The sequence below is a fragment of the Micromonospora sp. NPDC000207 genome (assembly GCF_040300925.1).
Taxonomy (GTDB): Bacteria; Actinomycetota; Actinomycetes; order Mycobacteriales; family Micromonosporaceae; genus Micromonospora.
This window is the reverse complement of sequence record NZ_JBEPEQ010000031.1, coordinates 26,105-50,723: the sequence shown is the minus strand read 5'-3', so window position 1 is coordinate 50,723 and position 24,619 is coordinate 26,105. Positions and strand designations below refer to the sequence as shown.

Annotated in this window: 22 protein-coding genes and 1 pseudogene; 3 read left to right on the top strand and 20 right to left on the bottom strand. The window is 70.6% G+C overall.

The features are described from left to right. Window positions 1–212: 212 nt before the first annotated feature. The 14 genes and pseudogenes from ABT336_RS10520 to ABT336_RS10455 all read right to left on the bottom strand — a co-directional run bounded on the left by ABT336_RS10520 (window position 213) and on the right by ABT336_RS10455 (window position 15,581). Complete coding sequence (locus tag ABT336_RS10520; protein WP_350896261.1) at window positions 213–1,889, bottom strand: monocarboxylic acid transporter; 1,677 nt, start codon at window positions 1,887–1,889, stop codon at window positions 213–215. Further along, window positions 1,886–2,233, bottom strand: coding sequence for a DUF485 domain-containing protein (locus ABT336_RS10515; RefSeq protein ID WP_350896260.1), 348 nt, complete (start codon window positions 2,231–2,233; stop codon window positions 1,886–1,888). Before ABT336_RS10515 ends, ABT336_RS10520 begins: the two co-directional genes overlap by 4 nt. Window positions 2,234–2,436: 203 nt before the next feature. Beyond that, window positions 2,437–2,985, bottom strand: a pseudogene (locus ABT336_RS10510) (flavin reductase family protein); the annotation flags it as partial. 4 nt (window positions 2,986–2,989) lie between these two features. After that, window positions 2,990–3,568 carry an SRPBCC family protein gene (locus tag ABT336_RS10505; protein WP_350896258.1) on the bottom strand — a complete coding sequence of 193 codons (579 nt, stop codon included), beginning with the start codon at window positions 3,566–3,568 and terminating at the stop codon, window positions 2,990–2,992. A gap of 18 nt (window positions 3,569–3,586) precedes the next feature. Continuing rightward, complete coding sequence (locus ABT336_RS10500; RefSeq protein ID WP_502891149.1) at window positions 3,587–5,305, bottom strand: ABC transporter permease; 1,719 nt, start codon at window positions 5,303–5,305, stop codon at window positions 3,587–3,589. After that, the gene (locus tag ABT336_RS10495; protein WP_350896257.1) at window positions 5,290–6,054 is read right to left on the bottom strand and encodes an ABC transporter ATP-binding protein; all 765 of its coding nucleotides are present in this window, start codon (window positions 6,052–6,054) and stop codon (window positions 5,290–5,292) included. The genes ABT336_RS10500 and ABT336_RS10495 overlap by 16 nt, the downstream gene beginning before the upstream one ends. Before the next feature lie 28 nt (window positions 6,055–6,082). Then, the gene (locus ABT336_RS10490; RefSeq protein WP_350896256.1) at window positions 6,083–7,726 is read right to left on the bottom strand and encodes a sodium/solute symporter; all 1,644 of its coding nucleotides are present in this window, start codon (window positions 7,724–7,726) and stop codon (window positions 6,083–6,085) included. A gap of 1 nt (window position 7,727) precedes the next feature. Further along, window positions 7,728–8,138 carry a DUF485 domain-containing protein gene (locus ABT336_RS10485; RefSeq protein ID WP_350896255.1) on the bottom strand — a complete coding sequence of 137 codons (411 nt, stop codon included), beginning with the start codon at window positions 8,136–8,138 and terminating at the stop codon, window positions 7,728–7,730. A gap of 880 nt (window positions 8,139–9,018) precedes the next feature. Further along, a complete protein-coding gene (locus tag ABT336_RS10480) occupies window positions 9,019–10,284 on the bottom strand; it encodes an MFS transporter (protein ID WP_350896254.1) in 1,266 nt (421 codons plus the stop codon). Further along, window positions 10,281–10,856: a helix-turn-helix domain-containing protein gene (locus ABT336_RS10475; protein ID WP_350896253.1), complete on the bottom strand. Its 576-nt coding sequence runs from the start codon at window positions 10,854–10,856 to the stop codon at window positions 10,281–10,283. Before ABT336_RS10475 ends, ABT336_RS10480 begins: the two co-directional genes overlap by 4 nt. Window positions 10,857–10,909: 53 nt before the next feature. Further along, entirely contained in the window at window positions 10,910–11,665 is a 756-nt protein-coding gene (locus ABT336_RS10470) for a LytR/AlgR family response regulator transcription factor (protein WP_350896252.1), read from the bottom strand. Beyond that, complete coding sequence (locus tag ABT336_RS10465; RefSeq protein ID WP_350896251.1) at window positions 11,662–12,867, bottom strand: sensor histidine kinase; 1,206 nt, start codon at window positions 12,865–12,867, stop codon at window positions 11,662–11,664. Before ABT336_RS10465 ends, ABT336_RS10470 begins: the two co-directional genes overlap by 4 nt. Before the next feature lie 19 nt (window positions 12,868–12,886). Beyond that, the gene (locus ABT336_RS10460; RefSeq protein WP_350896250.1) at window positions 12,887–14,398 is read right to left on the bottom strand and encodes a sugar transferase; all 1,512 of its coding nucleotides are present in this window, start codon (window positions 14,396–14,398) and stop codon (window positions 12,887–12,889) included. A 322-nt stretch (window positions 14,399–14,720) separates the two neighbouring features. Further along, on the bottom strand, window positions 14,721–15,581 hold the full coding sequence (locus tag ABT336_RS10455) for an Fpg/Nei family DNA glycosylase (RefSeq protein ID WP_350896249.1): 861 nt from the start codon (window positions 15,579–15,581) through the stop codon (window positions 14,721–14,723). Between the two features lie 25 nt (window positions 15,582–15,606). On the opposite strand from ABT336_RS10455, the gene ABT336_RS10450 reads away from it, so the two are divergent. Next, window positions 15,607–16,809 carry a glycosyltransferase family 4 protein gene (locus ABT336_RS10450; protein ID WP_350896248.1) on the top strand — a complete coding sequence of 401 codons (1,203 nt, stop codon included), beginning with the start codon at window positions 15,607–15,609 and terminating at the stop codon, window positions 16,807–16,809. A gap of 72 nt (window positions 16,810–16,881) precedes the next feature. On the opposite strand, the gene ABT336_RS10445 is transcribed toward ABT336_RS10450, so the two are convergent. Next, on the bottom strand, window positions 16,882–18,132 hold the full coding sequence (locus ABT336_RS10445) for a hypothetical protein (RefSeq protein ID WP_350896247.1): 1,251 nt from the start codon (window positions 18,130–18,132) through the stop codon (window positions 16,882–16,884). Window positions 18,133–18,419: 287 nt separating this feature from the next. Here ABT336_RS10445 and vapB point away from each other — a divergent pair, with 287 nt between their 5' ends. Then, window positions 18,420–18,644 carry a type II toxin-antitoxin system VapB family antitoxin gene (gene vapB / locus ABT336_RS10440; RefSeq protein ID WP_350896246.1) on the top strand — a complete coding sequence of 75 codons (225 nt, stop codon included), beginning with the start codon at window positions 18,420–18,422 and terminating at the stop codon, window positions 18,642–18,644. After that, window positions 18,635–19,051, top strand: a complete 417-nt coding sequence (locus ABT336_RS10435) for a PIN domain nuclease (protein ID WP_350896245.1) — start codon at window positions 18,635–18,637, stop codon at window positions 19,049–19,051. The genes vapB and ABT336_RS10435 overlap by 10 nt, the downstream gene beginning before the upstream one ends. 44 nt (window positions 19,052–19,095) lie before the next feature. Here the strand turns inward: ABT336_RS10435 and ABT336_RS10430 are convergent, their stop codons facing one another. From ABT336_RS10430 to ABT336_RS10410, 5 genes are all read right to left on the bottom strand, one after another. Next, window positions 19,096–19,431 carry a type I restriction-modification enzyme R subunit C-terminal domain-containing protein gene (locus tag ABT336_RS10430; RefSeq protein WP_350896266.1) on the bottom strand — a complete coding sequence of 112 codons (336 nt, stop codon included), beginning with the start codon at window positions 19,429–19,431 and terminating at the stop codon, window positions 19,096–19,098. A 36-nt stretch (window positions 19,432–19,467) separates the two neighbouring features. Beyond that, a complete protein-coding gene (locus tag ABT336_RS10425) occupies window positions 19,468–19,605 on the bottom strand; it encodes a hypothetical protein (protein WP_350896244.1) in 138 nt (45 codons plus the stop codon). Between the two features lie 579 nt (window positions 19,606–20,184). Continuing rightward, entirely contained in the window at window positions 20,185–23,265 is a 3,081-nt protein-coding gene (locus tag ABT336_RS10420) for a type I restriction endonuclease subunit R (protein ID WP_350896243.1), read from the bottom strand. Beyond that, on the bottom strand, window positions 23,175–24,434 hold the full coding sequence (locus ABT336_RS10415; protein WP_350896242.1) for a helix-turn-helix domain-containing protein: 1,260 nt from the start codon (window positions 24,432–24,434) through the stop codon (window positions 23,175–23,177). Before ABT336_RS10415 ends, ABT336_RS10420 begins: the two co-directional genes overlap by 91 nt. Further along, a complete protein-coding gene (locus ABT336_RS10410) occupies window positions 24,424–24,609 on the bottom strand; it encodes a hypothetical protein (protein WP_350896241.1) in 186 nt (61 codons plus the stop codon). The genes ABT336_RS10415 and ABT336_RS10410 overlap by 11 nt, the downstream gene beginning before the upstream one ends. Between the last annotated feature and the right edge of the window lie 10 nt (window positions 24,610–24,619).

The window sequence follows — 24,619 nt, the reverse complement described above, 5'->3', positions numbered from 1 at the left end:
CACCCGGCGGGGTCGACCGTAGCCCACCCCCCACCCCACACTCTGGGGGCACCTCCACCCCCCCCCCGGGGGGCGGGGGGGGGGGGGGGGGGCCCCCCCCAACGGGGGCACCACCCCGGCCCCCCCCACGCCGGATCACCGGGTCGCGACAGCCACGCCGCCCGGTCGTCGTCGCCGACCAGCGGTCGGACCGGCGACGACGACCGGGCCGTTCAGTGCGCGCCGACTCCGGTCAGCGACCGGACCTCCAGCTCGGCGTACTTGTCCTCGTCGTGTTCCTTCGAGATGACGGTGCCGATCCAGCCGCAGAGGAAACCGAACGGGATGGAGAGGATGCCCGGGTTGGACAGCGGGAACCACTGCCAGTCGTGGTCGGGGAACATCGACGTCGCCGCGCCGGAGACCACCGGGGAGAAGAACACCAGGAGCACCGCGGAGAGCAGGCCGCCGTAGATCGCCCACACCGCGCCGGAGGTGTTGAACCGCTTCCAGAACAGGCTGTAGAGGATCGCCGGCAGGTTCCCCGAGGCGGCCACCGCGAAGGCCAGCGCCACCAGGAAGGCGACGTTCAGGTTCTGCGCGTAGATCGACAGGACGATGGAGATCGCCCCGATGCCGAAGGCCGAGATCCGGGCGACCCGTACCTCCTGACGTTCGGAGGCCTCCCCCCGCTTGATCACGTTGGCGTAGAAGTCGTGCGCCAGGCTGGACGAGGAGGCCAGGGTGAGCCCGGCGACCACCGCCAGGATGGTGGCGAAGGCGACCGCCGCGATGATCGCCAGCATGGCGGCCCCGCCGACGTCGCCGCCGAAGAAGTCGATGCCCAGTCGTTCGGCGAGCTGCGGTGCGGCGGTGTTGCCGGCCCGGTCCTGGGCCAGGATCGCCTCCCCGCCGACCAGTGCCGCCGCCCCGAACCCGAGCGCCAGGGTGAACAGGTAGAAGGTGCCGATGATGCCGATCGCCCAGAGCACGCTGGTCCGGGCGGCCTTCGCCGTGGGCACCGTGTAGAACCGGATCAGGATGTGCGGCAGGCCGGCGGTGCCGAGCACCAGGGCGATGCCGAGGGAGAGCAGGTCGACCTTGTTGTAGAAGGTCTGCGTCGCGTTGCCGGCGACCTCGACGCCGTACCGGAGCCCGGGTTCGAGGAAGGCGCTGCCCTGGCCGGACGCGGAGGCCGCGTCGCCGAGCAGGGCGGAGAGGTTGAAGTTGTACTTGGCCAGCACCAGCAGGGTCATCAGGAGGGTGCCGCCCATCAGCAGCACCGCCTTGACGATCTGCACGTAGGTGGTGCCCTTCATCCCGCCGACCGTGACGTAGATGATCATCAGCGCCCCGACCAGGATGATCGTGGCGACCTTCGCGGTGTCGGCGCCCATCCCGAGGAATGTGGTCCCCGGCCTGATGCCGAGCAGCAGGGCGACGAGCGCCCCCGCCCCGACCATCTGGGCCAGCAGATAGAAGATCGACACCGTGATGGTGGAGACGGCAGCCGCCGTCCGGACCGGCCGCTGCCGCATCCGGAAGGCCAGCACGTCGGCCATCGTGTACCGGCCCGAGTTGCGCAACAGCTCCGCCACCAGCAGCAACGCCACCAGCCAGGCCACCAGGAACCCGATGGAGTAGAGGAACCCGTCGTAGCCGTACAGGGCGATCAACCCGGCGATCCCGAGGAACGACGCGGCGGACATGTAGTCCCCGCCGATCGCCAGACCGTTCTGGAACCCGGAGAAGGAGCGGCCACCGGCGTAGAAGTCGGTAGCCGTCTTCGTCTGCCGACTGGCCCAGATCGTGATCGCCAGGGTTCCCGCCACCAGCACCACGAACAGGGTGATGGTCAGCGTACGGGCGGTGTCGCTGTTGCCGGCCTCGGCCGCCAGGAGGGCGTTCACTTCTCACCCCCGGTGAGGTCGTCCCGGATCCGGTCGGCGATCGGGTCGATCCGTCGACCGGCGTACCGGGAGTAGAGCCAGGCGATCCCGAACGTCGAGACGAACTGCAACAGGCCGAAGACCAGGGCGACGTTGATGTTCGTGCCGAACAACTTCGCGCTCATGAAGCCCCGGGCGTACGCGGAGAGAATGACGTAGAGCGAGTACCACAGGAAGAACGCGACGGTCATCGGGAAGACGAAGCCGCGCAGCGCGCGACGGAGCGCGCCGAACTCGTCCGACCGTTGTACGGCGAGGTACCGCTGGGCGTCGTCGGTGGACGCGGCGGACTGGTCCGTTGACATCGTGGATCACCACCTTCGGCAGGCGTGGGGTTTGGCGCACCGTAGAAAGCGCCGTCCCTGCCCGGGAAGGTCTGGATCGGCACCGGTCGACGACTGCGCCGAACGGCCCACCCCCTGCGCCCAGTGACACAGCTCACTCCGACGAACGGTCCCCCTCCCGCCACGCCACGCCGGGCGGGACCGCCGCCGGAGGCGGGGCGGGGTCAGGTGTCGAGGGTGCGGTAACGGCCTCGGTGGTGGAGCAGGGGAGCACTCTCCTCGGCCAGGTCGACAACCTCGACGGTGGCCTCCACGAGCAGGCCCCAGCCGTACTCGCGGGAGGTGTCCAGGCGACACCCGGCCCAGCCCCCGGCGTCGGCGGGCACCGGCCCGTACGGAGTGTCGGTCCACTCGCCGATGGCGAAGAGGCCACCCGGGGAGGGGAAGAGACCGGCGAACCGGTCGGCGAGCTGCCGGTGCGCGGGACCCAGTTGGGCGACGGCGAACCGGCCGGAGTCCTCCACCGCCGCCCACAGGTCCGACTCGGGGTCGACCAGCCCGAGGAGCCGATCCGGCTCCCCCTCGGCGACCAGGGTGGAGGAGACTGTCAGCCCGGCTGGTCCGGGGGCGGTCCAGAGCGTGACCGGCGCGGCGAGTCGGCCACGCAGCCGCCGTGCGGGGGACCGCTGCCCGGTCGGTACGGCGAACGGGTCGGTGTGGTGGATCTCGGCGCCTGGCCTCTGATGATTCACGTGAAACATTGTGCCGCCGCGAACGTCACCCGTCTGCGTCTCGGGAGTCCACGGGCCGGTCGGGCGGGGAGTCCACGGGCCGGTCCGCCTCTCGGGCGTCCACCGGTCGGTCGGGCGGGGGGTCGAGGGACCGGCGGGCGGCGGCGAGCACCTCCTCGTCGGCGCAGCCGGCGGCGTACCCGGCGATCCGCCGTCGGATGTCCCGGCCCAGCAGCCACGTCCCGATCCGGTCGGCGACCGGTCGCAGCCACGCCGGTCGGCAGCGGAAGCTGTACCGCCAGGTGGCGACGGTGGTGTCCGGCTCGGGGCCGGGGGCGAACCGCCAACCCCCGGCGAACATCTCGAAGAACCACGGCCCCCGGACCATCTTCATGCCCACGTTCGTCGGCGGGGCGAACGAGACGTACTCGCTGACCATCGTCAGGCCGTGCCGGGACCGGGTGAAGGTGCGGACCCCCCGGCCCGGCCGGGTCGCCCCGTCGACGAAGTGCTGCTCCCGGACGAAGGGGTCCCAGCGGTACCGCACCGGCGCGACCGTCTGCGACACGGCGAAGGCCAACTCCGGTGGGACCGCGACGGTGGTCACCGACTCGACGACTGGCACGTCCTACTCCTCCACCTGTCAGCGGCGCGGGGTGACGGTGGCGAGCAACTCCGGCATCCGACGGTCCAGGACGTCACCGGCCAGGTACGCCCCGAGCCACGCCATACCGACGCCGTACGCGGCACCGACCGGCAGGGCCAGCCAGTACCAGGCGTCGCCGAGCAGGAGCGCCGCCACCAGGATCGGCACCGCAGTGATCGCCGCGACGACCATCGACACCAGGGTCAGCATGCTGCGGGCCACCCCGGCACCGGAACTCATCGCGAACGGGTTGCTCGTCTCCGGCAGCGCGTACGCGGCCAGCACCGACAGGAAGGTGTTGACAGCGAGCCCACCCCCGTAGGTGGCCAGCAGGACGCCCAGCGTCAACCCGATCCAGCCCGGCTCGCCGAGCACCACCACCAGGACGATCGAGACGACGCCCAGCATCGGCAGCACGTACACCGAGAAGGCGGCGATCCGGGCCAGCAACTCGACCCGGCCGGGCACCCCGGCGACCACGTTCGCCGCGTACGCGCTGCCGTCGAAACCGAACTGGTTGGCGATGGTGACGGCGGCCAGCGCCCCGACGATCACCATCGACAGGCTGACGGCGACGGGGCTCGCCGAGGTCAGGACGTCGAATCCCTCGGCCCCGTCGAACTGGAACCCGGACCCGCCGACGTTGACCACCGCCGGCACGAACACCCCGACCACCGCGAGGGTGATCAGGTTGGCCCGCCGCCGGGCGTCCCGCCACCAGTACCGGCACTCCCGGGCGGTCAACGCGCCGAACCGGGTCCGCCCGAGCCAGCCGAGGCTGCGGGGGAAGAGCTGGGTGACGGGGCTGCCGACCGGGCCGCTGTTCTTCACGGTGGCCGGGCCGGCGGTGGCCGTACCGACCATCGCGCTCTCCAACGACCTGGACCACCACAGCAGCAGCCCGACCACCGTGACCCCGGTGATCAGCAGCTTCACCAGGGCCGCCCAGGCCCGACCCTCGGCCACGTCGATCCCGACGGTCCAGGGTGCGGCGAACGGCGTCCAGCCGACCACCCGGGCCACAGCGGCCATCCGGTCCCAGTCGGCCGCGGCGATCGCGGCCACCAGGCCGATCTGCAACGGCCCGAGCAGCGCGGCGAGCACAGCGAGTCCGACGGCGGCCAGGTCACGGACCCGACGGGACCGCAGCATCGCGGCGAAGGCACTGGTCAGGGCGCGGCTGCCGGCGACACAGAGGAGCACCCCGGCGAGGACCCCGACCCCGGCGGCGACGGCCGCCGCCCAGCCGCCCAGCGCGGCGGCGGTGACCACCAGGCCGCAGAGGGCGAGCAGCGCGGCGACAGTGGGAAGGCTGACCAGGGCGGCGGCGCACAGACCGAGGAGCAGGGTACGGCGGGACAGCGGCAGCAACGCGAAACGGGCCGGGTCGAGGGTCTCGTCGACCCCGAAGAAGACCAGCGGCAGGAGCAGCCAGCCCATCGTGAGCAGACCCCCGCCGATCCCGGTGACGATGATCGCGGCCTGGTGCTCGCCGAGGAGGCCGGGGGCGGCGAGGGCGAGGAACCCGCCCAGGGCGAACCAGAGGGCGAAGAAGGCACCGACGACGTACAGCACGATCCGCCAGCTCTGGCCCTTGAAGTTGTTCGCTGTGACCCGCAGCTTCAGGCGGACGAAGTGTCGGGCCCTGACCGGGCGTACCGGGCCGACGTCGGTGCCGACCGGCAGGCTCCCGGTCGGACTCACCGGGACAGCCACGACAGCTCCTCGCCGGTGGCGGTACGCCCGCCGACCACCTCGACGAAGACCTCCTCCAGGGGCCGGTCGGCGCGCACCTCGGCGAGGGTGCCGACCCGTTTGATCACCCCGTCGGCGAGGATCGCCACGTGCGAGCAGAGCCGCTCGACGACCTCCATCACGTGGCTGGAGAAGATCACCGTTCCGCCGCCGACGACGTACCGCTGGAGGATGTCGCGGATCAGGGCGGCGGAGACCGGGTCGACCGCCTCGAACGGTTCGTCGAGCACCAGCAGTCGGGGGCCGTGCAGCAGCGCGCAGGCCAGGCCGATCTTCTTCTTCATCCCGGCCGAGTAGTCGACGACGAGGGTCCGCCCGGCGTCGCCGAGGGCGAGGACGTCGAGCAGCTCGGTGGCCCGCCGGTCCACCACCGCCGGGTCCATGCCGCGCAGCAGGCCCTGGTACGCCAGCAGTTCGGCCCCGGTGAGCCGGTCGAAGAGGCGAGCCCCGTCGGGCATCACGCCGAGCAGCTGTTTGGCCCGGACCGGGTCGGTCCAGACGTCGTACCCGAGCACCCGGGCCTGTCCGTGGTCCGGGCGGAGCAGGCCGACGGCCATCGACAGGGTGGTGGTCTTGCCCGCGCCGTTGGGACCGAGCAGCCCGTAGAACGAGCCTGTCGGCACGTCGAGGTCGACGCCCGCGACAGCCACCTTCGTGTCGAACCGTTTGGCCAGGCCGCGCAGGCTGAGCGCCGGGTGCTCTTCACTCATGCCCCGACCGTATCGGGAAGTGACCAGGTCACAAGCGGAGGGCTTCGGGGGCGTGGAGCCGGAGCATGATCGTGCCGACGTCGCCGGGGGTGCGGCGGCGGGAGGCGAGCGACCCGAGGATCATCACCGAGAAGGCCAGCGGCACCGTCCAGGCGGCCGGCTGGGCGACGAAGGTGGCCGGCCAGCCGGACAGGGGCGGCCCGAGCACCGTGACCAGGACCGCCGAGACTGCCGCTCCACCTCCGGCGAGGATCCCGGCGGCGGCTCCGACGTCGGTCAGTCCCCGCCACCAGATCCCGAGGACCAGCAGTGGGCAGAAGCTGGACGCGGCGACAGCGAAGGCCAGCCCCACGACCTGGGAGACGTCCAGCCCGGAGACGTTGAGGGCGAGGACCGTCGGGACTCCACCGGCGACGACTGTGGCCAGCCGGAATCCGGGTACCGACCCGCGTCCGAGAACGTCGGTGGAGATCACCCCGGCGACGCTGGTGAGCAGCCCGGAGGAGGTGGAGAGGAAGGCGGCGAAGGCCCCGGCGGCGACGAGCGCGGCGAGGGCCCGACCGGTGGTGCCGTCGCCGAGGGCCGCCCCGGGGAGGAGCACCACCACGGCGTCGGTTCCGCCGGCGACGAGCAGTTGCGGGGTGTAGATCCGGCCGAGGACCCCGTACAGGGTGGGGAGCAGGTAGAACGCCCCGACCAGGGCCAGCACCACCAGGGTGGTCCGACGGGCGGCGGCCCCGTCCGGGTTGGTGTAGAACCGCACCAGGACGTGCGGAAGCCCCATGGTGCCGAGGAAGGTCGCCAGGATCAGCGAGTACGTCGCGAACAGCCCCCGGTCGTCGTCCCCGGCGGCGCTGGGCAGCAGCCAGTCGGCGGCTCCGGTCGCCACCCCGGACACCTCGGGCACCGGGTCACCGGCGGCGAAGTCGAGTTCGTCGCCGGGGCGTACCTGCCGGGTCGCGCCGTCGGGCCAGGTCAGGGTCGCCCGGTCCTCGACCACGACGGTGGTCGCGGTCCGGAACGTCGGCCCGTCGGGCGGGGTCACCGCCGGGCGGCCGTCGGCCTGCCACTGCAACGCCAGGAAGATCACGGGTACGGCCAGGGCCGTCAACTTCAACCAGTACTGGAACGCCTGGACGAAGGTGATCGCCCGCATCCCGCCGAGCGCCACGTTCGCTGTGACCACCGCCGCCACCACCAGTGCCCCGACCGGGTACGGCGATCCGGTCAACGTGGCCAGGACGAGCCCCGCCCCCTGCAACTGCGGCACCAGGTAGAGCCAGCCGATGAAGATCACGAAAACCGTGGCCAGGGTACGCAGCCGCTGCGACCGGAGCCGTACCTCGCAGAAGTCGGGGAGGGTGAACGCCCCGGAGCGACGCAGCGGGGCGGCGACGAACAGCAGCAGGGCGAGGTATCCGGCGGCGAATCCGACCGGGTACCACAGCACGTCCACGCCATACTTGAGGACCAGCCCGGCGATGCCGAGGAAGCTCGCCGCCGACAGGTACTCCCCACCGATCGCTGCGGCGTTCCAGGTGGGGCTGACCCTGCGGGAGGCGACCAGGAAGTCGGAGGTGGTCCGGGCCAGTCGCAGCCCGTAGAAGCCGATGCCCAGGGTGATCAGGGTGACCGTCACGATCGCCGGGACCACGAGGGCGTTACCGTCCAACTCAGGGCTCCGGCCGCTGGACGAGGTCGGTGAAATCCTGCTCGTTGCGTTCGGCGAGCCGAACATATCCCCAGCCCACGGCGATGAGGAAGGGGAAGGAGGCCACCCCGAGCAGCAGCCACGGCAGGTTGACTCCGGCGACTGTGGTCCGCCCCACCACCGGGGCGATCGCGAACAGCAACGGCAGACCGCCGAGACCGATCGCCACCACCAGCGACATCCGTACGGCCAGCGCGAGCTGCGCCCGGACCAGCCCCCGCACCAGCGCCTCGCCCACCCCCGTCTGCTCGGTCAACTCGGTCCGGGTCAGCTCGGCCGACGGTGCCCGACGAGACACCTCGGCCAGCACGATCCGGGTCCGGTGACCGTCGCCCCGGGGCCGGTGGGGAGGGAGGGGATCGAGGGCGGCCACTGACGCAGTCTCACCGCCCTCGCCGGATTGTCAAGCGTTCCCGTCCGTCCGCAGGCACCCCGCCTGGCCTCCGTAACCGGCGTTCCTGGCGGGTCTGCCCCGGTGCTTGGTCGCAGGTCAGGATAGGTCTCGTGCACGCTGTAGAGCTGCCCCCACAGTCGGGGCACGCACACCTCGTGAAAATCGACGAGGAGACGCCGATCCCTCAGGCGGGCTGGAAGGAACCAGGCGGGCTGAAAAACATCGCCGGCCCGAACAGCACAAGCAGGCTGGCAGGCATCAGGCGGGACAGAAGTCCCCGGACGGGTGCAAGACCGTCGGCTGAGGTGCCCCGAAGCTCTGGCGGGACCGCGTTCGTCCGACGGGTCGACCAGGGAGAGCCCCACCACCCGACCTCGGACGCCCGCCCCTGCACCGAGCGCCGGTCTCGTTGGTGGGGGCAGTTCGACAGCGCGCCGGGGACCCTACCCCGGCCCGGCCACAGGGGCCGGGGCCGCGCACGACCGGGGTGCCTGCCGGGCCTGGTTGCCGGCCGTGCGGAGTGCCGGCTGTGGGGAGTTCCGGCCGTGTGGAGTGCCGTTCGTTCGGGCCGTTGGTGGGCGTCGATGGGAGGAAGGGCGGTCGAAGGCAGGGGATGGGCGACGATCTGGACGGTCGGACAGGTTGTGAACAAACCTGTGGAGAACTCTCCACAGCTGTGGATAACCCCGTGGACAACTCATCGTTGTTGCTGGTGGTCGGCAGTGTCGGTCGATAGGGCCGCACCCGCCGCCGCACCCGCACGCCGCACGCCGCACGCGCATCGCCGCACCCGCACCACCGCACCCGCACGCCGCACGCGCGCCCGTCGTCGTCGGTGGCGGGTGGGAGGTCGGCGCTTTCAGGTCGGTACGGTCGCGCGGTCGTGGGGTCGTCGGTCCGGCTGCGGACGGTCCAGGGTGCGCCAGGGGCCGCCGAGCAGGGGCGTGAGGACGACGAGGAAGTAGCCGACACCTACTGCGACCAGGGTGGGCGTGACGCCGAGGTGGTCGCCGGCGAGGCCGGCGCCGAGAGCCCCGAGGGGGATGGCGGCCCACGCACCGGCACCGATGACGCCGTAGACGCGGGCCCGCATGTGGGCCGGTACCCGTTCGAGTTTGACAGCACCGATGAGGGGGTTGATGGCACCGGCGGCGAGTCCGGCGAGGCCGAAGACGGCCGCCTGTACGGGGAGGGGAAACCCGGCTGCGAGGCTCCAGAACGGTGGTGCCCCGGCCAGGGCAAAGGCGGTGACGAACGTGGCGCGTCGGGGTAGTCGGTGTCCGACGGCGCTGAACGTCAGGGAACCGATCACGGCACCGCCGCCCATCACCCCGACCAGCAGGCCGAAGGCGGCTGCTCCGCCGAGTTCCCGTTCGGCGACCAGGGGAAGCAGGACGCTGGACTTCGTCGCGTCGAAGAAGTTGGTGACGAGCACGAGCAGGACGACGGCGCGCAGCAGCGGTTCGGTGAACAGGAAGCGGAGCCCGGCACCGAACTCCCGCCAGTAGCCGTCGCCACCGGACGCCTGCTCGGTGGGACGGAGGGTTGCGGGTACGAGGAGGGCGACGACGGCCGCCGACAGGGCGAACGTGGCGGCGTCGATGGCCAGGACGGTCAGCCCTCCCAGGGCCGCGACCAACAGACCGGCCACGGGTGCGCCGACGAGTCGGGCACCGCGTTCGGTCGCCTCGTACCAGCCGACGGCTCGTTCCAGTGGTACGCCGGCGGTGGCAGCCGCCTCGGGGAGCAGTGCGTTGCGGGCCGTCTGACCGGGGGTGTCGAGCAGGCCGCTGAGGAACACCAGGGCGAGCAGCGCCCAGAACGGCAGCCCGATCGTCACGTCGAGCAGCGGCACCGCGGCGACTGTGACACCGGAGACCAGGTCGGCCAGGATGCTGGCGCGACGGTAGCCGATCCGGTCGACGACGACGCCGCCGAACGCGCCGCCGAGGACGACGGGGGCGGTGGCGAACGCGCCGGTGATGCCGGTGGCGGTCGGTGAGCCGGTCTGCGCTAGCACGTAGAGCGGCAACGCGATGAAGGTCAGCATGTTGCCGGTCATCGAGACGGCGTGCCCGATCAGCAGCCCGGCCAGCGGGCCTCGACGGTGCGGCGCGGCGTTCACCGGGGCCAGCGGAACGCGTGGTAGATCAGCGCGACCCGTTCCGCCCCGGCGCGCTCCGGATCGCTGCGGGCCTCCCACCGGGCGGCCAGCGCCTCGACGTCCGCGCGCAGCTCCACCAGCTCGTCGCTGGTCAGGTGGAGGAGGTTGTCGCCGCTGGTGGTGCCCTCGACCCAGCGCGCCTCCAGGGTGGCCTCGGTGTCCAGGTACGCCTGCAACCGGTCGGCGTACCGCTGGAGGACGGCGCGGCGGAGCAGGTCCGAGGCGGCCCTGCGCTCAGGGTTGTCGAGGGTTTCCAGCGGTTCCCACGTCGTACGCGAGTGTGCCGCCTTCCACCACCGTTCCCGGCGGGTACGGGCCAGCTCCGGGGCCTGGACCACGAAGCCGTGTTCGGCGAGCTTGCCGACGTGGTAGCTGACCGACCCCGCCGCCTCGTCGACGAGGTCGCTGAGCATGCCGACGGTCTGCGGTCCACGTGCTCGAAGCTCGCCCAGGAGGCGCAGCCGGGTGGGATGGGCCAGGGCGCGCATCGCCCGGGGGTCGGTCAGGTGCAGGGCGGGAGAGGGCTCGGACATACCGACACCCTAGACCGACAACGAATGACGTACAAGAAGTCTTGTTATTGGCGTCAGCGGGACCAGTCCTGCTTGGCGGCGCGGACCAGGCGGTCCTTCAACTCCCGGGTGTGTCGTCGGCTGACCGGCAGTTCGGTGTCGTCGACGACCACCACGTAACCGGAGTTGACCAGTCGCAGCTCGGTGATCAGCCGGAGCTGGACCAGGAACGACCGGTGGATCCGGACGAAGCCGCCGTCCGCCCACCGTTCGGCGAGGGTGGCCAACGAGACCCGGACCAGGTGGGAGCCGTCCCCCGTGTGCAGCCGGGCGTAGTCGCCCTGCGCCTCCACCCACCGGACCGCCGAACGGGGCAGCATCCGGGTGCTCCCGGCCAGCTCGACCGGGATCGTCGGATCCTCCTCGGCCCGCGCCAACGCGGCCGGATGACTCGGCACCACCCGGGCGCCGATCACCCGGCGCAGCGACTCGGCGAGCCGCTCGGCCCGGACCGGCTTGCGGACGTAGTCGGTCGCCCCCACGTCGAAGGCGTCCACCGCCCCGTCGTCGTACGCGGTGACGAAGACGATCGCCGGGGGTCTGGCGAACCGTTGCAGCACCCGGGCCAGCTCCATGCCGTCCAGGCCGGGCATCCGGATGTCGAGGAAGACCACGTCCACGTCGTCGTCGCGCAGGACCCGCAGCGCCTCGGTGGCGTCGCAGGCGGTGTGCAGCCGGGCGACCCGGGGGTCGGCCCGCAGGTGGTACGCCAGCTCGTCGAGGGCCGGCGGTTCGTCGTCGACAGCCAGCACCCGCAGGAAACCGTTCACGAGGTGACCCGTACGCCGGGATGGAACTTCGGCACCCGGAGGCTGACCTTCGTACCCGAGCCGACACCTGTCTCGACGACCAGGCCGAACCGGTCCCCGAAGGCCGACCGGAGTCGCTCGTCGACGTTGGAGAGGCCGACGTGCTGGCCGGAGTCGTCGCCGGGGTCGCTCCCGGCCAGGTCGGCGATCCCTGAGGTCAGGGTCGTCGGATCCATCCCCACGCCGTCGTCCTCCACCGTGATGTGGCACTCGGCACCCGCGTCCCGGGCCTCGATGCTCACCATGCCGGTGCCGGGCTTGCCGGACAACCCGTGTCGGACCGCGTTCTCGACGAGCGGTTGCAGGCAGAGGAACGGCAGGGTCACCGACAGCACCTCCGGGGCGATCTGCAACCGCACCTGCAACCGGTCCCCGAACCGGGCCCGCTCGATGGTCAGGTACCTGTCGATCGAGCGCAGCTCCTCGGCCAGCGTGGTGAACTCGCCGTGGGCCCGGAACGAGTAGCGGGTGAACTCGGCGAACTCCAGGATCAGCTCCCGGGCCCGCTCCGGGTCGGTGCGGACGAACGAGCCGATCGCCGTCAGCGCGTTGTAGATGAAGTGCGGGCTGATCTGGGCGCGCAGCGCGCGTACCTCGGCGCGGGCCAGCCGCTCCCGGGACGCGTCCAGCTCGGCCAGGGCGATCTGGTTGCCGGCCCAGTACGCCGTCTCCAGGGTCGCCTGCACCAGCCCCGGCGCGGGGGCGTCGTCGGCGACCGCCACCAGCGCCCCGACGACCCGTCCGGCGGCGCGCAGTGGGGCGAGCACCGCCCCGCGTACCGGGCAGTCGACCCGGTCGCAGCGCAGCTCCGCCTGACCGAGGACCGTCGACCGGTCGGTCGCCACGGTCCGCAGGGCCGCCGCGAGTAGCTGCCCGGCGTGGTGGCCACCCCGCCCGTCGAGGGCGAGCAGCTCCGCCCGGTCGGTCAGCGCCAACCCGGCAGCGCCCACCAGGGTCCGCAGATGGCGTACGGCCTTCGCCGCCCCCGCCTCTGTCAACCCGGTACGCAGCGGCTCGGCGGCCAGCCCGACCGTGTGCAGCACCTCGTAGGTGGCCCGCTGGGTGGCTGTGGCGATCCCCCGACGGGCCCGGAGCCGGACCAACGCCCACAGCGCCGCGCCCAACGCACCGACCAGGACCGCCCCACCGAGTGCGGCGGTCACCCCGGATCCCGGGTGCCGGTCAGTACGCGCCCTTGCTGGCCAGGACCACACCGACGGTGCGCCACAGGATGCTCAGGTCGTACGTCAGCGACCAGTTGTCGACGTAGTAGAGGTCGAGCCGGACCGCCTCGTCCCAGGACAGGTCGGAACGCCCGGAGACCTGCCAGAGCCCGGTCATCCCCGGCCGGACCAGCAGCCGCCGCCGGACGTCGCCCAGGAAGTCACCGTCGTCGGCGGGCAGCGGACGCGGCCCGACCAGTGACATCTCGCCCTTGAGCACGTTGATCAACTGGGGCAGCTCGTCCATCGACGAGGCACGCAGGAACCGGCCCACCGGGAAGACCCGGGGGTCCTCCTTCATCTTGAACAGCATGCCGTCGGTCTCGTTCTGGTCGACCAGGCTGGCGAGTCGGTCCTCGGCGTCGACGTACATGGTCCGGAACTTCCAGACCCGGAAGGTACGCCCCTCGTGGCCGACGCGGGGCTGCCGGAAGAAGACCGGCCCCCGGTCGGAGATCTTGATGGCGATCGCGATGGCCACGAAGAGCGGGACGAGCGCCAGCAGGCCGAGCCCGGCGGCGGCCTTGTCCATCAGGTTCTTGGCCAGCAGGGCCGGCCCGGACAGGGTCGGCTCCTCCACGTGCAGCAGCGGCAGGCCCTCGATGGGGCGGATGTGCACCCGGGGACCGGCGATGTCGGTCAGCTGCGGGGCCACCACCAGGTCGACCCCGGAGCCCTCCAGCTGCCAGGCCAACCGGCGCAGCTCACCGGGCTCGGCGCTGGCCGAACCGCAGACCGCGATGGTGTCCCCGCCGACCTCCCGGACCAGGGCGAGCACGTCTCGCCCGGCGTACACCGGGACCGGGGTCTCCACTCCCCGGGTGGCGGTGTAGCCGTCGGTGAGGTGGATGGCCACCGGCACCAGACCGGCGCTCGGGACCCGGGTGACTGCGGTGTAGACCTCCAGGCACTCCGGGAGGGTGCCGACCAGGACCATCCGGTGCCCGGCCTGGCTCATGTTGCGCCGGATGACGTGCAGCACGAAGCGGCAGAGGATCCGGTTGAGCAGGACCAGCAGCAGCGCGCCGAGCAGGGCGGTGCCGACGGTGAACCGGGACAGGTCGGTCTTGGTGGCGAAGGCGAGGAAGGAGACGGCCGCGACCACCGCCACCCCGGCCCGGATCACCCGCTTGAACTCGTCGGGTCCGAGTCCCAGGTAGCGCCGGTCGTACGCCCGGTTGCCCCACAGGATGACCATCCAGCCCAGCGGGAGCAGGCCGAACGCCACCGTGTAGAACCAGGTCGGGTCTTCGGCTGCCTGGTAGAACCCGGCCCGGGACTGGTCGAACGACTCGATGGCGATCAGGCTGGCGACCGCCGCCGCCCCGAAGTCCAGCAGCATGAGCAGCACGATGTACGGGCGGTGCCAGCGGGACACCCGCCGCCGTGCCCGAGCCCAGGCCGACCGGGGCACCCCGTTGGGAGACGCAGGTGTGGGCGGCTGGATCTCGAAGCTGTCGACATGCCGCACGGCTTTGCTCCGGCCTGAGTTGGATACTGGGCGCTGGAGGCTAGTCGTCACCTCAACCCTGTCCTCCCTGACGCGTACCGCTCACGTGCCGTGAGGGCGCGGATCGCCCACCGGTTCCGTTCCCCATGCGTACCCCGACCGGACGTGAACGTGCTCGACCTGCTGTGTTCGGTGGAGTTCGATGGGATCTGGCCGGTTCTGCCACGCTCGGCAGCCGGGGACCGGGCCACTATACCGGCGGAGACCGGGCGGGCGGCAGCGGCGAGCGGGGGGTTCTCCGCCTGATGGGCGTTTCCCGCCGACGAACGGCCGGTGGCGTCACTCACCGTACAAGTCGGGACAACCTGCGGTCAGCGAGCGTCCGGCCGCCGGTCTGGCAGGCGGGGCAGTACTGGAGACTGGAACCGCTGAAGGAGACCTCGCGCACGGTGTCACCACAAACCGGACACGGCAGGCCGGTCCGGGCGTGCACCTGCAAACCGGACCGTTTCTCCGACTTCAGCTCCGCAGCCCGCTGGCCCACCGACCGCTGCACCGCCTCGGTCAACACCCGACGGGTAGCGGCGTGCAGGGTGGCCAGCTGCTCGTCGGTCAGCCGGTCGGTGAGGGCGAACGGCGAAAGCTTCGCCGCGTGCAGGATCTCGTCGGAGTACGCGTTGCCGACCCCGGCCAGCACCTGCTGGTCGGTCAACACCCCCTTGACCTGCCCCCGGCGGCTCCGGATCCGCTCCGCGAAGACGGACTGGTCCACCGTCAGGGCGTCCGGCCCCAGCCGGGCAACCCCCGGCACCTGGGCGGGATCGGTCACCAGGTAGACGGCGAGGCTCTTCTGGGTGCCCGCCTCGGTCAGGTCGAAACCGGAGCCGTCGTCGAGGCGTACCCGCAGGGCGATCGGCCCCTTCCCGGGGCGCAGCGGTGCGGCGGAGGGGAACCCCTCCCGGTAGTGCAGCCACCCGGCCCGGGCCAGGTGCACCACCAGGTGCAGCCCTGCGTCGACGACCACGTCCAGGAACTTGCCGTGCCGCCGGGCGTCGACGACGGTGCGGCCGGCCACCGCGCTCGTCGGCGGGTCGTACGTCTTCAGGGCGCTGACGGCCGCCACGTCCAGCCGGTCGACACGCCGCCCCACAGTTCGTTGTCGCAGGTAGCCGGCGAGCGCCTCCACCTCTGGTAGTTCGGGCACGAACCTAACGGTAGCGTGTCACGGCGTGAGAATCGTGGTGGCGCACAACCGGTACCGGGAAGCTCAGCCGTCCGGGGAGAACACCATCGTCGACGTGGAGACCGCCCAGCTCAGGGCGGCCGGAGTCGAGGTGCTGCAGTTCGTCCGCAGCTCCGACGAGATCCCCTCGATGTCGAAGACGTCGAAGGCGCTGCTGCCGATCTCCCCGATCTACGCCCCGAAGGCGCAGGCCGACCTGTCCCGGCTGCTCACCGAGCACCGGCCGGACGTCCTGCACCTGCACAACCCGTACCCGCTGCTCTCGCCCTGGGTGGTCCGGACCGCCCACAGGCACGGGGTCCCGGTGGTCCAGACGGTGCACAACTACCGCCAGGTCTGCTCCTCCGGGCTCTACTTCCGGGACGGCAAGATCTGCCAGGACTGCCGGGGCAAGACGCTCGGGGTCCCGGCGATCAAGAACCGGTGCTACCGGGGCTCGACGGTGCAGAGCGCCCTGATGGCCACCACCCTCGCCGTCCACCGGGGCACCTGGCACTCGGTGGACCGGTTCATCGCCCTCACCTCCGCCGTCGCCGACCACCTGCGCGACTACGGCGTACCGGCCGACCGGATCGTGGTCAAGCCGAACGCGATCCCCGACCCCGGCCCGCCCGCTTCGCTCGGCGAGGGGTTCCTCTTCCTCGGGCGGCTCTCCCCGGAGAAGGGCCTCGACCTGCTACTGGACGCCTGGCGGCGGCACCCCGACGGCTCGCTCGGCCCGCTGCGGATCGCCGGTGACGGCGAGCTGCGTCCGCTGGTCGAGGCGGCTGCCGCCCAGCGCGCCGACGTGACCTTCCTCGGCCCCCTGGACCGGGCGGGGGTCCGCGCCGCCCTGGACGCCAGCGCCGTGGTCCTGGCCACCTCCACCTGGCACGACGTCCTCCCCACCGTGATCATCGAGGCGCTTGCCAGTGGCCGCCCCGTGCTCGGCACCAACCTCGGCGGCATCCCGTTCCTGGTCGGCGCGGACCACCCAGGCTCACCCGTCGGGGCGGCCCTGGTGCAGGGCGAGGCGGGATGGGTGGTCCCGGCCGACCCGGCCGCCCTGGCCGCCGCCCTCCCGGTCGCGGCGGCGGGGGCCGCCGCCCTGTCGGCCTCGGCCCGGTCCCGCTACGAGCGCACCTTCCACCCCGACGTGGTCACCAAGCGCCTGATCGACGTGTACGCCTCACTCGCCCCCACCGCCTGATTCCTGGTCGAGACAGTTACGGAGTCATCCGACGAACGGTGACCGCCCCGGGTCTGCCGGGGCGGGAATCGCTCAGGATCTGGGCGACTGGCTCCGCCGTTCCGGCCTGCTCTGGTCGGTGCGCCAGGCTCTACCAGGTGGTTCCGCGGCGCTGGAGGTGGCACCGGCCCCTCCTGGGGACATCCAGGCGTATTTCCTCCCTCTGCTCCCAGCCGCGAACGCCACCATCGAATTCGTACTCGCGATGTCGGCTGCACGTCGGTCTTCATCCGGTCGAGCCTGTGCTTGGGTCCGCTGGGAGCCGGCTTGTTTCGCCTGGTCGATGGTTTTCTGCTGTTCGGGTGTGAAGGTGACGAATTTCCCGTTTACCCAATTGCTCAGTGTTTGGGGTGGAAGGTTGTTCTCTTCGGCGTATCCGGCCAGGGTTGTTCCGTGTGCAATGCGTTTTTCTGCCCAGCTCACTGCGTGTTCGACGCGTTCCGCGACGGGGGTCTGCTGGGAGCTGGCTTGTTTCGCCTGGTAGATGGTTTTCTGCTGTTCGGGCGTGAAGGTGGCGTTTGTGCCCCCGTTCGCCCAACTTCTCAGTGCTTCGAGCGAAAGGCCGCGCGTTGCGGCGTATTCGGCCATGGTCGTTCCGCGTGCAGCGCCTTCTTCTGCCCAGCTTACGACGTGTTTGATGCGTTCCTCGACCGGCAGAATCCGTCGAGTGGCTTGTTTTGCCTGGTCGATGACATCCTGCTGTTGGGGTGTGAGGGTGACGCCGTTGTTCCCGTTGGTCCAATTGTTTAGCGTTCCTATCGGAAGGTCGTGCGCTGCGGCGTATTCGGCCATGGTTGTTCCGTTTGCAATTCCTTCTTCTGCCCAGTTGACGGCGTGTTTTATGCGTTCCTCGACCGGGTGGATCCGGTGGGAGGCCGCTTGTTTTGCTTGGTTTATGATTTCTTGTTCGGCGGGCGTGAAGGTGGTGCCGTTCCCGTTGACCCACCGGGTGAAGGTTGAGGATGCAATGCCATTCATCTCCGCGTATTCGATCGTTGACATTGGACTCCTCAGGCATTCCTGGGTCCATTTCATAACGTGTCGAATGCGGTCTTCGGGTGAGTAGATCTGGTGATCTGCAACTCGTCTCGCTTGGTTTACCAGCTTCTTTTCCTCAGTGGTTAATCTGACGCCGTTGTCCCCGTTCGTCCAATTGGCCAGCGAGGCGGTCGAGATCCCGTTCTCCCTCGCGTACGCGTCCCTCGATTTTCCCTCGTCGAGTCTGGCCTGCGCCCACCCCAGGACGTGTTGCTTGCGTTCCTCGGCGCTGTACTTCTCTTTCATCTTTCACCTCTGTCAGATCGGCTCGAAGATCTCTTGGCTCTCCACCGGGACGCGGCCCGCGTGGCGGTGACTGGTTCGTCGTTGCTCCCACTGTGGTGATGCCGGCCGGATACCGTCAGGACGGATGCGAGGGGTCGTCGGTTCAACTGGAGGTGCCGAGTTTCTCGGCCGGCGAGTGGCCGTCCACCCTCCGGGTGCTCCGTTGGTAGTCGACCCGTCACGCTCGGAGATCCTGCTCGTTGTCACCGTGATATCGTGATAGCAGGCTCTGGATCGGAGGTGTCACCATGCCCAACATCCTCGTTCGTGATCTCAGCCAGGAAGCCGTCGACCGGATCGACGCCTTGGCGGCCAACCTCGGATTGTCCCGCAACGAGTACCTACGCCGTAAGTTCGAGGAGAACCTCACCCCCGTCGGCGAGCAGACCGTCACCGCCGAAGACTGGGACCGGTCCGCCGAGGCGTTTGCGGATCTGGCCGACCCGGCGCTCATGGAGGCCGCGTGGCGGTGACGAGCTGGCTGATCGACAAGTCCGCGTACGTCCGGCTCCAGCTCGGTGAAGCGGTGAACCGCGACGAGTGGAGCGCACGCATCAGTCGTGGACTGGTCCGGCTCTCCACCATCACCCGGCTCGAACTCGGCTACTCGGCACGCTCCGGGGTGGTGGGGCGTCGTCAGTTCGGCGCCCCACCCCTGTCCCTGATGCCCATCGAGCACCTGACACCCGCCATCGAGGACCGAGCCCTGGAGGTGCAGATGCTGCTCGCCGATCGGGGTCAGCACCGGGCTCCCTCGATCCCGGACCTGCTGATCGCGGCGACTGCGGAGAAGACGGGGCTCACCGTCCTCGCCGTCGACAAGGACTTCGACCTCATCGCCGCAGTCACCGGTCAGCCCATCGACACCCTGCCCGGCTGACCCGACAGAGCAGGTCAGACAGGTCCCCGGCGGAGGTTTTCCCGTCAAGCAACCTCGCTGGTCGGCGCGGCGGTGGTTCGGACTGAGCTGAGGATCGTGACCAGGCGGTCCACGTCGGCCGGCGGAAAGAGCTTGTCAGGGTCCGGGGCGATGTCGCTGAAGGGGGAGTCGAAGAGCCGCATGGGCTTCATGACCCCGTTCTGGATCAGGTGGGCGACGATCAGGTCGACGAAGCTGATCTGGTTGGCGGTGAGGGTACGACCGGCCAGGAATCCACTGAACGCCTCGTTCGCCGCCTCCGGGGTGAGCCGGTGCCACCTGCTGAAGTCGCGCCGGGACCCCCGGCCGCTCCGTCCCCTGCTCGCCGGGGGCGACCGCAGATGCGCAGACCTCTGGCGAGCTGGGAGAAGCGGTTGTCAGGGCTTGTGCCCGTTGCTGTTCTGGTGGGGTCCCTGCGTCGTCGTACTGGCCGGGGTGGTGGGGGCGGAAGGGTTCGACCGGGCGTCCTGCTGAGCCGTCGAGGCGACGGTGCCGCCGGCCCAGGGCGAGGTCATGCCGGCGACGTACGACGTGTCAGCCTGCGGTGAACTGCTTGAGGCAGCCGAATTCGCGGCGTCTCGGTATGCGGCCAGCCAAGCCCCGGTCATTGTGGTTTGGACGTGATTCACCACAGGGCTGTCGATCCCCTGCCCTGCAAGTTCTCCTCTTGCCGCAACGACAGTGTCGTAGTCCCCCGAGAAGGCCCTCATATTGGCCCGGTCCCGTAGACCGTTTGCCGTCATCTCCCAGGGCTTCTTCTCCTGGGATGGGTTCCTGTCGTCAGGCACTGTTGGTCTCCGTTCGTGGGGGCTGGGGGGCGTCGACGGACCCTCCTACGTGCCGGGGCGCGGTTCGGTTCGAACCTTGTCCCCCTAATGGAGGGCAGGGGTCGTTAGAGGGGTGCCCCGCTGTACGCGCAGCATCGACAGGGGGCCTTTCCTCCGGGGTCGGGGTCTCGGGGCGCTGGGCCACGGCGGTCGCCGCCGGGGCGGCCACCGATCGCGACACCCAAGAGGTGCGATGCGTCCGGTTGACACCCTGCCCGGTTGACCTGACAGAGCAGGCCAACCGGTCCTCGGCGTCCGGCTCTTTCGTCAGGCCACCTCGCTGGCCGGCGCGGCGGTCTCCCGGACCGACTTGAGGATCGTGATCAGGCGGTCCACGTCGGCCGACGGGAAAAGCGAGTCGGGATCCGGGGCGATGTCGCTGAACGGGGACTCGAAGAGCCGCATGGGCTCCATGACCCCGTTCTGGATCAGGTGGGCGACGATCAGGTCGACGAAGCTGATCTGGTTGGCGGTGAGGGTACGACCGGCCAGGAATCCGCTGAACGCCTCGTTCGCCGCCTCCCGGTCGAGCCCGACCAGGGAGCGGATGAAGAGCCCGAGCCCCTGGGCCGAGCGACGGGCCTGGTCGATCTCCTCGGTGCCGCCCCCGCTGGCCAGAAGCATCCGCTCCAGCTCATCGAGGTCCGTGGGGGAGAGCTGCTTGTTGCGGCGCAGCTTCTGCAACGACAGGTGATCCTCGTGGGCCTGCAAGTACGCCCGGGCCTTCAGGCGGAACCGCTCGAAGTCGGTGCCGATCCGGATGTCGTTCAGCTTCACGAGCGAGATCTCGCCCAGGGTGTCGCTGAAGTCGGTGTAGACGATGGCCCGCTTGGCCTTCGAGATCAGCCGGACCAGACCGCGCAGTCGCCGACGCATCAGCTCCAGCATCGGCAGGGTCACGTCGACCCACCACTCGTCCCCGGCCACCTCGTCGAGGAGCTGCTGCCGCTCGCGGACCGCCGGGATGCTGGTCTGCTCCAGCAGGGTCGAGGCGATCTCCTGCACCTGCCTGCACAGTCGGTCGTACCCGGGCACGACCTCGAACTGGCCGAGCTGGAGGCGCAGCACCATCAGGTCGAACCGCTTGGCCGCCTCGTCGCTGTCCTGCACTGTGGTGGGCAGTCCGGCGAGGTTGCCGCCGATCTCGTGCACCGCCTCCGACGTGAGCCGGTGCCACTTCGAGAAGTCGACGTAGTACTCCACGAGCTGTTGCTTGGGGCGTACCACGAAGTCGTTCAGGTGAATCTGCGCCACCTGGGTGTGCAGACCCCGGGCCAGATCCCAGCGCAGGCCCGCCTCGCTCTGGGTGCCGTCGGCCTCCGTCTCCGGGCCGGAGTCGGCGGGAATCCGCTGGTCCAGGCGGTGGACCAGGTCGAGCCGGGCCTTGAACAGCCGCTCGGTCAGCGACTCGGTCAGCTTCCCCTGCGCCTGCTCGGGGCTCTCGTTGAAGTACTCGAAGTTCCGGCAGAAGTCGAAGACCAGGAAGTCCTTCTTGTCCTGCCCGGGGCCGTAGAGGTCCGGGCAGAGCCGGGTGCCCCGGCCGATCATCTGGAGGAACTTCGACTTCGACCGGACCGGCTTGCAGAAGACCAGGTTGACGACCTCGGGCACGTCGATGCCGGTATCGAGCATGTCCACCGAGACCGCGATGTGCGGGTCCTTCTCCGACTGCGAGAACGCGTCGATCAGGCTCTGGGCGTACGTGGTCTTGTAGGTGATGACCCGGGCCCGGTGCCCGGCGTGGTGCGGGTACGCCAGGTCGAACCGCTCCTGGATGAAGTCGGCGTGGGCCTGGTTACGGGCGAAGATGATGGTCTTGCCGATCCGGTCCCCACCGGCCACCTTGTGGCCGTGGGTCATCAGGGTCTCCAGGACGTTGTCCACGGTCTCGTTGTTGAACAGCCACTTGTTGACCGCGTCCGCGTCGACGCTGTCCGGCGGGCCGTCGTCACCCCAGTCGGCCGAGTCCCACTCGTCCTTCTCCTCCTCGCTGAGGTCGTCGTAGCGGACGCCGCGCTGGTGGAAGTCGGTCGCCACGGAGAAGGCGCGCGGCGGGACCAGGTACTTCTGCCGCACCGCCTCGTCGAGGTCGTAGTGGTCGGTGGGGACCCCGTCCTCCAACTGGAACAGGCTGTAGGTGTTGCGGTCGATCTCGTTGCGGGGGGTCGCGGTGAGCCCGACCAGCAGGCCGTCGAACCAGGAGAAGATCGACCGGTACTTCTGATACACCGACCGGTGCGCCTCGTCGATGATGACCAGGTCGAAGTAGCCCGGCCCGAAGCGCCGCCCACCGCTCCCGGTCGTGTTGATCAGGCCCATCATGGTCGGGTACGTCGAGACGTACACCCGGCCCTCGGTGTCCTTCTCGGTGACCAGGTTGACCGTGGCCGCGCTGGGCAGGTGGGCCTTGAACGCATCGGTCGCCTGCTTGACCAGTGCTTTGCGGTCGGCGAGGAAAAGCACGTTCTTCACCCAGTTGGCCCGCATCAGCACGTCGACCAGGGCGATGACCGTCCGGGTCTTCCCGGCGCCGGTGGCCATCACCACCAGGGCCTGCCGCTGCCCGTCCCGCTCGAAGGCCTCGCCGATCTTCCGGATCGCCCGGTGCTGGTAGTGCCGCTCGACGATCTCCTGCCGGACGGGTACCTCCGCGAGAGGCAGGCGGATGCTGCGCCGCTGGATCAGGAGGGCCAGCTCGTCCCTGGTGTAGAAGCCCTGAACCGAGCGGGGCGGGTACGCGGTGTCGTCCCAGAGCCAGACGTCGTACCCGTTGGTGTAGAACACCACCGGGCGCTGGCCGTACCGCCGCTCCAGGCAGTCGGCGTAGAGCTTGGCCTGCTGCTTGCCGTCGGTGGCGTCCCGCCGGGCCCGCTTGGCCTCGACCACCGCGAGGGGCTTGCCGTCGTCACCCCAGAGGACGTAGTCGACGAAGCCGGTGCCCGTGGCGTTGGGCATGCCGGTCACGGGGAACTCGCGGTCCTCCGGGCCGTCGAGCCGCCAGCCGGTCTCGGCCAGCATCAGATCGATGAAGAGGTCCCGGGTCTGCTTCTCGTCGTAGTCGTGGTCGTCGGGGCGGGCCTCGTTGGCGGCCTTCGCGGCGGCGACCTCCGCCCGCAGCTTCGCCAGCTCGGCGTCGAGGGTGGCACGCTTCTCCCGCTCGGCGGCCAGGGCCGCGTCCCGGGCGGCGAGCTTCTCGGCGAGGGCCTGCACCTCGGCCTGGCTCTGCTGCCGCACGTCGGTGGCGTCCGATGGGGCGATCAGCTTCGGGTCGAAGGTGAGGGCGCTCGCCGGGAGGTGGGCCGCATCCCGGGTGTAGTGCCGGGCGATCCAGTAGGTGACGTGGAACAACTCCCGAGATGCGGGTCGGGGGCGTTCGACCTGGTCAGCGCTTCGGCCAGCACCGCCCGTCCGGCGGGGCGGATCCGCACCTCGGTCGGGGCGAGCCGGTCGGCGTCCAGCAGCACCCGGGAGGCCCCGCGAGGATCGCCGTTTCCCAGGTACGCCCCGGCGGCGTCGAGCAGGCACGCGGCCCGGTGCTCGATCGGCAGCCCCCGCCACCCGGGCCGTGTCGTCAGCGCCTCGTGCAACTCGACGGCCAGCCGGTCATCGCCGAGTGCCGTGGCGGCGGTGACCCGGGCCGCGTCGACCGCTGCCCGTTGCGTCCCGTCGGGCTCTGTCGACGCGCTGGCATCGTCGAGCAGGTCCCGGGCGGTCGGGGGGTCCCCGTGTGCGGCGGCGGCGAGGGCGGCCTGGACGAGCAGCGCCGCGCAGGCCGACCGCTCGGACGGCGTACCAGAATCAGGGGTTGGCGGTGCGACCTGGTGGGCGGCGGTGATCGCCGTCTCGAAGGCGGCCCGGTGGCGACCGGCCGCCCGCAGTGCCTGGCCGAAGGGCAGGGCCGCGACCGCCACCAGCACCGGATCGTCGGTGCCGGTGGCCAGGGCCAGGCCCCGGTCGGCGGCCAGCCAGGCCAGCTCCGGCGTACCCAGCTTGACCATGACCTGGGCGGTGAGCCGGTACGCCCGAACGCGCAGGTCGACGGGGACCTCCCGGCGGTGGCTTTCGTCGAGCAGGCCGGGCAGCAGGCGCAGCAGCGAGGGGTAGTCGGCGCGGTGGTACCCGGCCTCGGCGTGGGCGATGCCGACCCGGTACCTGCTCGGGTCGACGGGGCTGCGACAGGCTGGCGGCAGCAGCCCGGGGTGGCGGGTGAGGGCGGCCCGGACCGTGCCGACCCCGGTGGCTGGCTCGTCCCCTGGATGGGCATGGGCGGGCGGTTCGTCGGTAGGTCGGCGGGGTGTGGGCGGGGCGGCCCTGCCAAGGAGGATGCCCGGGTCCACGCCGAGGGCCTCGGCCACCTCCCGCAGCACCGACCACCTGTCCAGGCGGCGTACCCCACGCTCGACCTTGTCGACCCACGACTTGGACTTGCCGAGCCGGTCGGCGAACACCTGCTGGGACAGCCTGCGTCGGTTCCGCCAGTACGCCACCTGGCGGCCGACCGGCAGCTCATCGGCCATCCCGCCACCGCCGGTCCGGCACTGCCCGGGTGGTGTCGTCGAGGGGGGTCCGTTCCGCCTCGGCCTGGGCGAGGATCCGCTGCCTGGCGGCCTCGTGCTCGGCGGCCTGCACCTCGGCCGCCCGCACTTCGGCCGCCGTCGGCCGGTCATGATCTTTCCGGGTACGTCTGATCATCGCCATCCCC

Coding starts and splice junctions, on each gene's coding strand:
- ABT336_RS10410 (WP_350896241.1), bottom strand. CDS start 24,609: ATGATCAGACGTACCCGGAAAGATCATGACCGGCCGACGGCGGCCGAA.
- ABT336_RS10425 (WP_350896244.1), bottom strand. CDS start 19,605: ATGACCTCGCCCTGGGCCGGCGGCACCGTCGCCTCGACGGCTCAGCAG.
- ABT336_RS10415 (WP_350896242.1), bottom strand. CDS start 24,434: ATGGCCGATGAGCTGCCGGTCGGCCGCCAGGTGGCGTACTGGCGGAAC.
- ABT336_RS10515 (WP_350896260.1), bottom strand. CDS start 2,233: ATGTCAACGGACCAGTCCGCCGCGTCCACCGACGACGCCCAGCGGTAC.
- ABT336_RS10475 (WP_350896253.1), bottom strand. CDS start 10,856: ATGTCCGAGCCCTCTCCCGCCCTGCACCTGACCGACCCCCGGGCGATG.
- ABT336_RS10445 (WP_350896247.1), bottom strand. CDS start 18,132: ATGAAAGAGAAGTACAGCGCCGAGGAACGCAAGCAACACGTCCTGGGG.
- ABT336_RS10495 (WP_350896257.1), bottom strand. CDS start 6,054: ATGAGTGAAGAGCACCCGGCGCTCAGCCTGCGCGGCCTGGCCAAACGG.
- vapB (WP_350896246.1), top strand. CDS start 18,420: ATGCCCAACATCCTCGTTCGTGATCTCAGCCAGGAAGCCGTCGACCGG.